The organism is Aeromicrobium sp. (genome assembly GCF_050700635.1).
GTDB lineage: Bacteria > Actinomycetota > Actinomycetes > Propionibacteriales > Nocardioidaceae > Aeromicrobium.
The window spans coordinates 1-10,058 of the sequence record NZ_JBOHDT010000084.1 but is presented as its reverse complement, the minus strand read 5'-3'; the positions used below and the strand labels follow the sequence as shown (position 1 = coordinate 10,058).

The window sequence follows — 10,058 nt, the reverse complement described above, 5'->3', positions numbered from 1 at the left end:
GCTGCGAGGCGATCCCGACGTGACGATCGGGCGGCGGTCGATCAGCGCGGCCGTCATCCGCACGGCACTGTCGATCGCGCTGCTCGCGGTGATGCTCGTGGTCGGCTCGACGTTCATCGTGATGTCGATGACCGACTTCGCCTTCGACGTCGTGCTGTTCGAGTGCGCGTCCGCCTTCGGCACCGTCGGGTTGAGCACCGGCATCACCACTCAGCTACCCGTCGACGCGCAGATGACCATCTCCGTCTTGATGTTCGTGGGCCGAGTGGGCACGATTGCAGCGGCGTCCGCGTTCGTCCTGCGTCGTCGCACCACGCGGTACCACCTTCCCGAGGAGCAACCGATCATTGGCTAAGTCAGGTGGTAACCACGAACCGGTGCTGGTGATCGGCCTCGGCCGCTTCGGCTCGTCGGTCGCGCGGTCGCTGGTGCAGCTCGGTCATGACGTGCTCGCCGTCGACGAGCGCCCCGAGGTCGTGCAGCGCTTCGCCAGCGACTTCACCCATGTGGTGGCCGCAGACTCCACCGACACCGAGGCCCTCCGGCAGATCGGGGCCGAGCAGTTCGACCGCGCCGTCGTGGGCATCGGCACCGACATCGAGGCCAGCGTCCTCACCGTGCTCAGCATCGTCGAGCTCGGCGTGAAGGAGGTGTGGGCCAAGGCCATCAACGCCAAGCACGCCCGCATCCTCGAGCGGGTCGGTGCCCACCACGTCGTCCGGCCGGAGTCGGCGATGGGCGAGCGCGTGGCTCACATGGTCACTGGCGCGATGATCGACTACATCGAGTTCGACGACGGCTTCGCCATCGCCCGCACCCGGGCTCCGGAGGTGTCGTGGGACCGAACTCTCGAGGAGACGGGTCTGCGCGCCAAGTACGGCGTCACGGTCGTCGGGGTCAAGCGGCGCGGCGAGGACTTCACGTACGCGAGGCCGGAGACGTCGATCACGTCGTCCGACGAGCTGATCGTCTCCGGCCCCACCACGAAGGTCGAGAACTTCTGCGCCCTCACGCACCGTTAGCTAAGGGCGCGTCTCCCTACGGTCACGCCACGTCGCGCCGCTGGTTGAACCAGGCGGCCAGCCCGGCGGCGAGCACCACGTAGACGAGAAGGGTGGTCACAGCCTGGGTGCCGCTCACCGTCTCGGCCACCCCTGGGGCCGGGCTGCCGATGCGGTCCGGGGTCAGCGCCGCGACCAGTGAGCCGGCGTTGACGCCCGGCAGCACGTCCCGCAGCGGTTCCAGCGCCGAGAGCATCGTGCGGGCCATCGCCGACACGAGGTTCTCGATGCCGAGGGCCCAGACCACGCCGAGCCCGACCGGCAGCGCCACGCTGCGCAGCGCCACTGACAGGGCGGCACCGATACCCGCCCACGCTGTCAGCACGAGCACGCCGCCCACGTATCCGGCGGCCAGGTGACCGAAGCCGGGCAGCGCTGCCGACTCGCCCTCGGCCAGCGCGATCGCCGTCGACGTCGCGCCACTCAGCACGAACAGCACAGCCACGGTGGCCGCGAGGAACGTGACGACGGCGAGCATCTGTCCGGCCAGCACCGACAGCCGGCTCGGTCGCTGGGTGACGATCGTCTTGAACGTGCCCCACCCGTACTCGCTGCCGAGCACGACGGCGCCGAAGGCGAGGGCCAGCGCCCCGGCGAACACCGGGAAGCCGCCCAAGGTGTTCGTCACGATCTGCGCGGGCAGGGTGCCTTCGAGCAGCTCCGCGGGCGTCGATCCGGCGTCGAACCCGCTCGGGTCGGACGAACGGTACGAGAGATAGGGGATGAGGAAGCTGAACACCTGGTTCAGCACGATCATCGCGGCCACGATCGTCCAGGCCGCCGGACGGCGCACCATGGCGAACAGCTGGGCCCGGGTGACGTCGACGACGTGAGCGGGATTCATGACAGGACTCCTTCGAGATCGGCGGAGCGTCCGGTGATCTCGAAGAACACGTCCTCGAGCTGGCGTTCGTCGCGCTGGACGCGGATGACGTCCACGCCGGACGACACAAGCGCGCGGACGACGGTGGCGGTGTGAGTCTGGTCCACGTCGACGCGGAGGTCCGTCCCGTCACGCCGAACCGCATCGACGACCGAGAGGTCACGGATTGAGGCGATCGCGCGATCGGCTGGATGCGCGGTCACGAGGAGGCTCGTGCCTCCTCGCAGGTCGGCCACGGTGGACTCGGCGACCACGCGACCTTCGGCGATGACGGCCACCCGGTCGCAGACGTCCTGCACCTCGGCCATCAGGTGGCTGGAGAGGATGACGGTGCGGCCCTGACGTCCGAGCTCAACGATGAGCGCGCGCATGTCGCGCATGCCGGCCGGATCGAGCCCGTTGGTGGGCTCGTCCAGCACCACCAGCTCGGGATCCTTCAGCAGGGCGGCCGCCACGCCCAGTCGCTGCTTCATCCCGAGCGAGTAGGCCGAGAATCGGTCGCCGCCGCGGTCGGCGAGGTCGACCGTCGCGAGGGCGGGATCGATGCAATCCGCCGGTACCCCGGCCAGGCGCGCGACGACCCGGAGGTTGGCGCGTCCTGACAGGAAGGGGTAGAAAGCCGGACCTTCGATCATGGAACCGGTGCGGGCCAGCGCCGACGAGGATCCGGCCGGCTCGCCGAGCACGGTGGCCGTGCCCGACGTCGGCCGGACGAGCCCGAGCAGCATCCGCAGCGTCGTCGTCTTGCCCGCGCCGTTCGGGCCGAGGAATCCGTAGATCTCCCCGGCGCGAACGGTCAGGTCGACGTGGTCGACCGCGGGTGTCGCGGACTTGTCGTAACGCTTGACGAGGCCGCGTGCCTGAACGATGGGCGCCTCGACGACGGGAGCCGAGGTCATCGCCGGTCCTTCTCGTTGAGGACGGCCCGACGGGTGCGGTACTCGTCCTCGTCGATCTCGCCGGCGGCGAAGCGCTCCGCGAGACGTGCGTGCCCGCTCTGCGAACCACTGTGGCCGTGCCGGCGGCGTCGGCTCATGGTGGCGAAGAAGAGCAGAACGGCGATGAACGCCAGCAGCCAGAAGATTGGGAAGATCGGCCACCAGCCACCGGGACCGTACTGGTCGTGAGCTGCGAGCTCGGTGATGAGGGTGGTGTTCATGGTGTTTCTCCTTGTCGGTCCGGGCGAATCTGAATGTGCTTCCAGACTCGCGGCAGATCGACCGTGGGTCGTCGCCCACGGGAGGGCACTTCGACTACGCCACCGGGAGTACGAATCCCCTCAGGACGTCCACCCCGGACGGACGAGGCCGGTCTCGTACGCGAGCACCACGAGCTGGGCCCGGTCGCGGGCGTGCAGCTTGGTCATCGCCCGGCTGACGTGCGTCTTGGCGGTCGCGGGGCTCACAACGAGTCGTTCGGCGATCTCGTCGTTGCTCAGTCCCTCGCCCACGAGTGCCACGATCTCTCGCTCGCGCTCGGTGAGCGGATCCAGCAGGGCGGTCGGCGCCGCGGGCCGGCTGCGGGTCGCGAACTCGGCGATCAGCCGCCGCGTCACGCCGGGGGAGAGCAGCGCGTCACCTGCCGCGACGGCACGGATGCCGGCCAACAGGTCGACCGGCTCGGTGTCCTTGACGAGGAAGCCGCTCGCGCCGTGCCGCACGGCCTCGAACACGTACTCGTCGAGCTCGAACGTGGTGAGAATCAAGATCCGGACTTCAGTCAGGGCCGGCTCAGCCGTGATCCGTCGGGTGGCCTCGAGCCCGTCGACCCGCGGCATGCGGATGTCCATGAGCACGACGTCCGGCCTGGTGCTCCGCACGACGGTGACCGCTTCTTCGCCGTCACCGGCCTCGCCGACGACCTCGAGGTCTGGCTCGGACTCGATGAGAGCACGAAAACCCGCGCGCAACAGGGCCTGGTCGTCGACCAGCACGACACGTGTCATGAGGCACTCCCGAGCGGCAGTATCGCGTGCAGGCGGGCGCCCCCGCCAGCGTCGGGGGAGAGGTCCACGCTGCCGCCGAGTGCGGAGGCGCGCTCGCGCATGCCGCGCAGCCCCGTGCCGCCATGATCGACACCTTGGCCGCCGTCGGCGTCGCCCGGGCCGCTGCCGTTGTCGATCACGCTGACGTCGAGCTCGGTCAGCCCGACGACGAGTCCGATGCGGGCGCGAGTGGCGCCGCTGTGCCGGACGACATTGGTGACCGCCTCCTGCACGATCCGGTAGGCAGCCGTGCCGACGGCGGCCGGAACCGCGTCGAGGTCACCGGAGACCTCGACCGTGGTGGTGACGCCGGTGTGTGACGCCCGGTCGGCCAGGTCGTCGAGTGCGTCGAGTCGCGCGACCGGGGCACGCGGGGCGAGCTCGCCCTCGGCCCGCAGCACACCGATGAGGTCGCGCAGCTCGGTGAGCGCCTCCTTGCTCGCGTCCTTGATGGTCGTCAGAGCGGTCTCGACCTGCTCGGGCCTGCGGTCGACGAGGTGCAGAGCGACGCCGGCTTGGACGTGGATGAGCGACATGTGGTGCGCCACGACGTCGTGCAGCTCTCGGGCGATCCGAAGGCGCTCCTCGCCGGCTTCGCGGCGACGTTCCTCAGCTCGAGCCCGCCTGAACTCGATCATCCGGGCCCTGTTGAGCCGCACGAGCTCGCCGGCGGCCAGCACGAGCAGGCTCCAGGCGAGCACGCCCGCGAACCATCCCCACGACCATTCGTCGGTCACGACGGCATGGGCGGTGAGCGCCAGGATCACCACGGCGCCGACCGCACCCCACGCCTCGACCCGACGGCTGCCGGCGATGTTCACGACAGCCGCGCCCACGAACGACGCGAAGACCGGGCCGTAGGGATAGCCCATCACGACATACGCAGCGGTGATCGCCGTGACGAACAGCAGCACGGTGCGGGGCCGACGGCGCAGCCCGTACAGGCTCATCGGGCCGGCGACGGCGATCAGGACCGCGACGACGTCCGGCTCGCGGGCATCCAGCTGATTCCGGGCCGCCCCGAACGTGCCGACCACCTGCACGAAGGCCAGCGCGATCGGCCCGAACAGCCAGAAGCGGCGCGGCGGTCCGTAGAACGGGGGAGGCACGGGACCACGTTAGGCGAGCCCGCCGGTCGACGTCGTCCCTCGTGCGGCGCAGGCGTACCTACTCCATTGGACGTAGGGGTGGCAGGCTGGCGACGTGATGGATCATCCATGGCACATCGACGAGCTCGACCTCGCGGCCTACCTCGACCGGGTCGGCCTGCCTGAGCGAGAGCCGGACCGGGAGAGCCTCGACGAGCTTCATGAGGCGCACGTGCGCGCCTTCACCTTCGACAACATCGACGTGCTGCTGCGTCAGCACCAGGGCGTGGAGCTCGCAGCGGTGCAGGCCAAGTTCGTCGGCCGCGGTCGTGGCGGCTACTGCTTCGAGCACGCGACATTGTTCGCGGCCGTGCTTGAACGCCTGGGGTACGACGTGCAGCGGCACCTCGGGCGCGTCGGGGCCGCCACGGAGGCGCCGCGCACCCACTGCGTCGTGGAGATCTCGCTCGACGGTGAACGACTGCTCGCCGATCCCGGTTTCGGGATGAGTCTCATGCGGCCCATCTCGCTGGAGGACGGAGCCGAGGACGACCACCGCGGATGGCGCCACCAGGTGCGTCGCGCCGACCCCGGCGAGGTGGGTCCGGGTTGGGAGCTGCACCGACTGCGCGAGAGTGGATGGGAGCTGATGCACACGACCGACGAGCTGCCCGTACATCCGGTCGACGTGCTGATGGGCCACCACTTCACCAGCACCTACCCGAGCACCCACTTCCTGCACGGCCTGATGCTGGCCCGGCACGGGGTCGACCGGCACACGACCGTGACGCACGAGACCGTGACCATCCGACGCCCCGGGCAACCCACCGAGCACCGCGACCTCCGCGAGGGTGAGCTCGAGGAGCTGCTCCACGAGCTCGGCGTTCCGCTCTCGGCGGACGAGGAGGTGCGGTTGCTCGATGTGGTGGCCGGGCTGAGGCCGCGCCTGGCGGATCCCCGCGCCGCCCGGACGCCCCCGCATCCAGGCTGACTGCGTTCTCGTTCCTCGCTAGACAACCCTGGTATGGCTTCGGCCCTCGGCCTTGTCAGCCGGGCGCGGATGACGCCCGGATCGACTGCGCGGATCCGCCAGGCACGGCCTAGCCGTCCGGGTTGACGCCGTCGCCGCCGGCGCCCTGGCTCCACGCGGGTAGCTCCTGCAGCGCCCACCCGTTGCCGTCAGGGTCGGAGAAGTAGACGAACCGGCCCCACGCCTGCTCGTCGACCTCGCTGGCCTCGACTCCGCGACCGACGAGCTCGGCGCGGATGGCGTCCGCGTCGGACACCACCATCTGCATGTTGTCGAGCGAGCCGGGTGTCATCTGGGTGAGGCCGGTACCGATGCAGATCGAGCACGCGGATCCGGGCGGCGTGAGCTGCACGAACCGCAGATCGTCGCTGACGACATGGTCGTGATCGGCGTTGAACCCGACCTTGTCGACGTAGAACTCCTTGGCCCGGTCGACATCGGTCACCGGGACGTTCACCAGCTCAAGTTTCATGTCCATGCCTCAAAACCTACTGGCAAGCGGGGACAGTAGAGTTCGGTCGGTGACCAGCCCAGTCAGCTCATCCGATACGGCCGCGTTCCGCTACACCAGCAGGCTCGCGGCTGAGATCGAGGAGCGCTGGCAGGACCGCTGGGAGTCCGAGGGAACGTTCGAGACACCTAACCCGGTCGGCGACCTGGCCGTCCCCGGCGCGGACATCCCGGACGACAAGTACTTCATCATGGACATGTTCCCGTACCCCTCGGGCGCGGGCCTCCACGTCGGTCACCCGCTCGGCTACATCGCCACCGACGTCGTGGGCCGCTACAAGCGCATGACCGGCGTCAACGTGCTGCACGCCCTCGGCTACGACGCGTTCGGCCTGCCCGCCGAGATCTTTGCGGTCGAGACCGGTCGCCACCCGCGTGAGACCACCCTCGAGAACATGACGACGATGAAGCGTCAGCTGCGGCGCCTCGGGCTGGCCCACGACAGCCGCCGCTCCTTCGCGACCATCGACCCGGACTTCGTGCGGTGGACGCAGTGGATCTTCCTGCAGATCTTCAACTCCTGGTACGACACCGAGCAGCAGAAGGCACGGCCCATTGCCGAGCTGATCCAGAAGCTCGGCACCGACGACCCCGCGGTCATCGACACCTACCGGCTGGCCTACATCAGCGACGCCCCGGTCAACTGGTGCCCCGGGCTCGGCACGGTGCTGTCCAACGAGGAGGTCACCGCCGACGGACGCAGCGAGCGCGGCAACTTCCCGGTGTTCAAGCGCAACCTCCGCCAGTGGCAGATGCGCATCACCGCTTATGCGGACCGTCTGATCGACGACCTCGAGCGCGTCGACTGGCCCGAGCCGGTCATGATCATGCAGCGCAACTGGATCGGCCGCTCCCACGGTGCCAACGTCAGTTTCCCCGTGGTCGACTCAGACTTCGCGATGGACGTGTTCACGACTCGTCCCGACACCCTGTTCGGCGCGACATACATGGTCGTCTCCCCAGAGGCCGCCCTGGTCGACCAGATCGTCACGAGCGAGTGGCCGGACGACGTCGACCCGCGCTGGACCGGCGGTGCCTCGTCACCCGCCGAGGCCGTCGCCGCCTACCGCGCGCAGGCGGCCGCGAAGACCGACATCGAGCGCCAGGAGAACCGCGAGAAGACCGGCGTCTTCACAGGTGCATATGCACGGAACCCCGCTAACGGGGGGATGATCCCGGTTTTCATCGCCGACTACGTGCTCGCCGGCTACGGCACCGGCGCGATCATGGCGGTCCCGGGCCAGGACGACCGCGACTGGGAGTTCGCCGAGACCTTCGGACTCCCAATCGTCCGAACGGTCCAGCCGCCGGAGGGACATGAGGGTCCCTATCTCGGCGAGGGCCCGGCCATCAACTCGGCCAATGAGCACGTCAGCCTCGACGGGCTCGGCGTTGAGGAGGCCAAGGAGACGATCATCGCCTGGCTCGAGCAGCAGGGCAGCGGCAACGGCACCACCACGTACCGGCTGCGCGACTGGCTGTTCAGCCGTCAGCGCTACTGGGGCGAGCCGTTCCCGATCGTCTACGACGAGGGCGGCCACCCGATCGCCCTGCCCGACTCGATGCTGCCGGTCGACCTGCCCGAGGTTCCGGACTTCTCGCCGAGCACGTTCGAGCCCGATGACGTCACCAGCGAGCCGGAGCCACCGCTGGGCCGCGTCGCCGAGTGGGTGAACGTCGAGCTCGACCTCGGCGACGGCCCCAAGATGTACCGCCGCGAGACGAACACCATGCCGAACTGGGCCGGATCGTCGTGGTACGAGCTGCGCTACACGGACCCGAACAACGCGGAGGTCTTGGCCGACCCCGAGAACGAGCGCTACTGGCTTGGTTCGCGGGAGCCGGGCGGCGCCGGCGGCGTCGACCTCTACATCGGCGGTGTCGAGCACGCCGTCCTGCACCTGCTCTACGCCCGCTTCTGGCACAAGGTGCTGTTCGATCTTGGACACGTCTCCAGTGAGGAGCCGTTCCAGCGCCTGCTCAACCAGGGCTACATCCAGGCCCATGCCTACACCGACGAGCGCGGCAGCTACGTGCCCGCGGAGCAGGTCGTCGAACGTGGGTCGGAGTGGACCTACGAGGACCGTCCGGTCACCCGTGAGTACGGGAAGATGGGCAAGAGCCTCAAGAACATCGTCACGCCCGACGACATGTACGGCGCATTCGGCGCTGACACGTTCCGTGTCTACGAGATGTCGATGGGCCCGATCGACATGTCGCGACCGTGGGAGACGCGCGCGGTCGTCGGGTCGCAACGCTTCCTGCAGCGCGTGTGGCGCCTCGTCGTCGACGAGGACACCGGTCAGCTCGTGGTGGATGACATCGAGCCGGACCTCGCGCTGAGCCGTGCCCTGAATCGCACGATCGACGGGGTCCATGCCGACCTCGAGGCGATGCGGTTCAATACCGCCATCGCCAAGCTGATCGAGCTCACCAACCACGCCACGAAGGCCCGATCGCGCCCGCGGACGATCATCGAGCCGCTGGTGCTGATGCTGGCGCCGTTCGCTCCCCACCTGGCCGAGGAGCTCTGGTCGCGCCTCGGCCACGAAAGATCGCTGGCCTACGAGCCGTTCCCACAGGCCGATCCCGAGCTGCTGGTCGAGGACACCGTCACCTGCGTGGTCCAGGTCCAGGGCAAGGTCCGCGCAAAACTCGAGGTGCCGCCGTCGGCCACCGACGACGAGCTCACCGAGCTCGCGTTGGCGGAAGCCAACGTGCAGCGCGTCATCGACGGCCGCGAGGTGCGCCGGGTGGTCGTCCGGGCGCCCAAGCTGGTCAACATCGTCGTCTAGGCTGCGGCCATGAACGTCGCGATCGTCACCGACTCCACGGCGTCATTGAGTCCCGGTGATGCGAAGCGCGAGGACATCACCGTCGTTCCGCTACAAGTGATCATCGGTCCCGTCGTCTACACGGAGGGCGACGACGTCACGTCCGACATGATCGCCGAGGCGCTCACGGCGTTCGTGCCGGTCAGCACGTCCCGCCCCACTCCTGACGACTTCCTGGCCGTGTACGAGCGCCTCGCCGGCGACGGCGCGACGGCCATCGTCTCGGTGCACCTGAGCTCCAAGATGTCGGGCACGCTCGACTCTGCGGTGCTGGCCTCCAAGCAGGCGTCCGTACCGGTCACATGCGTCGACTCCACGCAGGTCGGCATCGCCACGGGTTTCGCGGCGGGTCGGGCCGTCCGGGTGCGCGATGCCGGGAGAGACGCCCTCGCCGTGGCCGATGCCGCGCGACGTGCCGGCGAAGCCTCCACCACGCTCCTCTACGTCGACACCCTCGAGTACCTGAAACGGGGCGGACGAGTGGGATCGGCGGCCGCCCTGATCGGATCGGCACTGGCATTCAAGCCGTTGCTCACGATCCGCGACGGGCTCGTCGTTCCGCTGGAGCGGGTGCGCACGACGTCGAAGGCGCTGTCCCGGTTGGAGGCGCTCGCGATCGAGGCCGGCGGTGCATGTGACGGCGGGTTCGACATCGGTGTGCAGCACCT

At 69.0% G+C, this 10,058-nt stretch carries 11 protein-coding genes; 5 read left to right on the top strand and 6 right to left on the bottom strand.

Features of this window, described 5'->3' with window-relative positions:
* Both ACRDPN_RS06505 and ACRDPN_RS06500 read left to right on the top strand, forming a co-directional pair.
* The coding region (locus ACRDPN_RS06505; RefSeq protein ID WP_431446562.1) for a potassium transporter TrkG at positions 1–355 on the top strand (355 nt) is incomplete at its 5' end.
* 22 nt (positions 356–377) lie between these two features.
* A complete protein-coding gene (locus ACRDPN_RS06500; protein ID WP_431446561.1) occupies positions 378–1,022 on the top strand; it encodes a potassium channel family protein in 645 nt (214 codons plus the stop codon).
* Positions 1,023–1,044: 22 nt separating this feature from the next.
* On the opposite strand, the gene ACRDPN_RS06495 is transcribed toward ACRDPN_RS06500, so the two are convergent.
* From ACRDPN_RS06495 to ACRDPN_RS06475, 5 genes are all read right to left on the bottom strand, one after another.
* Entirely contained in the window at positions 1,045–1,905 is an 861-nt protein-coding gene (locus ACRDPN_RS06495; protein WP_431446560.1) for an ABC transporter permease subunit, read from the bottom strand.
* Positions 1,902–2,843 (bottom strand): ABC transporter ATP-binding protein, encoded by a 942-nt coding sequence (locus tag ACRDPN_RS06490; RefSeq protein WP_431446559.1) that lies wholly within the window; start codon positions 2,841–2,843, stop codon positions 1,902–1,904. Before ACRDPN_RS06490 ends, ACRDPN_RS06495 begins: the two co-directional genes overlap by 4 nt.
* Complete coding sequence (locus tag ACRDPN_RS06485; protein WP_431446558.1) at positions 2,840–3,103, bottom strand: SHOCT domain-containing protein; 264 nt, start codon at positions 3,101–3,103, stop codon at positions 2,840–2,842. The genes ACRDPN_RS06490 and ACRDPN_RS06485 overlap by 4 nt, the downstream gene beginning before the upstream one ends.
* Before the next feature lie 120 nt (positions 3,104–3,223).
* Positions 3,224–3,889: a response regulator gene (locus ACRDPN_RS06480; protein WP_431446557.1), complete on the bottom strand. Its 666-nt coding sequence runs from the start codon at positions 3,887–3,889 to the stop codon at positions 3,224–3,226.
* On the bottom strand, positions 3,886–5,037 hold the full coding sequence (locus ACRDPN_RS06475; RefSeq protein ID WP_431446556.1) for a sensor histidine kinase: 1,152 nt from the start codon (positions 5,035–5,037) through the stop codon (positions 3,886–3,888). The genes ACRDPN_RS06480 and ACRDPN_RS06475 overlap by 4 nt, the downstream gene beginning before the upstream one ends.
* A gap of 97 nt (positions 5,038–5,134) precedes the next feature.
* On the opposite strand from ACRDPN_RS06475, the gene ACRDPN_RS06470 reads away from it, so the two are divergent.
* A complete protein-coding gene (locus ACRDPN_RS06470; protein WP_431446563.1) occupies positions 5,135–6,007 on the top strand; it encodes an arylamine N-acetyltransferase family protein in 873 nt (290 codons plus the stop codon).
* 109 nt (positions 6,008–6,116) lie between these two features.
* Here the strand turns inward: ACRDPN_RS06470 and ACRDPN_RS06465 are convergent, their stop codons facing one another.
* Complete coding sequence (locus tag ACRDPN_RS06465) at positions 6,117–6,524, bottom strand: glyoxalase superfamily protein (RefSeq protein ID WP_431446555.1); 408 nt, start codon at positions 6,522–6,524, stop codon at positions 6,117–6,119.
* Between the two features lie 43 nt (positions 6,525–6,567).
* Here ACRDPN_RS06465 and leuS point away from each other — a divergent pair, with 43 nt between their 5' ends.
* Together leuS and ACRDPN_RS06455 are read left to right on the top strand one after the other, a co-directional pair.
* Positions 6,568–9,351 (top strand): leucine--tRNA ligase, encoded by a 2,784-nt coding sequence (gene leuS / locus ACRDPN_RS06460; RefSeq protein WP_431446554.1) that lies wholly within the window; start codon positions 6,568–6,570, stop codon positions 9,349–9,351.
* 9 nt (positions 9,352–9,360) lie between these two features.
* The coding region (locus tag ACRDPN_RS06455; RefSeq protein WP_431446553.1) for a DegV family protein at positions 9,361–10,058 on the top strand (698 nt) is incomplete at its 3' end.

What these genes read in the sequence shown, in the direction of transcription:
- ACRDPN_RS06495 (WP_431446560.1), bottom strand. Translation starts at nt 1,905, where the DNA reads ATGAATCCCGCTCACGTCGTCGACGTCACCCGGGCCCAGCTGTTCGCC.
- ACRDPN_RS06490 (WP_431446559.1), bottom strand. Translation starts at nt 2,843, where the DNA reads ATGACCTCGGCTCCCGTCGTCGAGGCGCCCATCGTTCAGGCACGCGGC.
- ACRDPN_RS06485 (WP_431446558.1), bottom strand. Translation starts at nt 3,103, where the DNA reads ATGAACACCACCCTCATCACCGAGCTCGCAGCTCACGACCAGTACGGT.
- ACRDPN_RS06480 (WP_431446557.1), bottom strand. Translation starts at nt 3,889, where the DNA reads ATGACACGTGTCGTGCTGGTCGACGACCAGGCCCTGTTGCGCGCGGGT.
- ACRDPN_RS06470 (WP_431446563.1), top strand. Translation starts at nt 5,135, where the DNA reads ATGGATCATCCATGGCACATCGACGAGCTCGACCTCGCGGCCTACCTC.
- ACRDPN_RS06465 (WP_431446555.1), bottom strand. Translation starts at nt 6,524, where the DNA reads ATGGACATGAAACTTGAGCTGGTGAACGTCCCGGTGACCGATGTCGAC.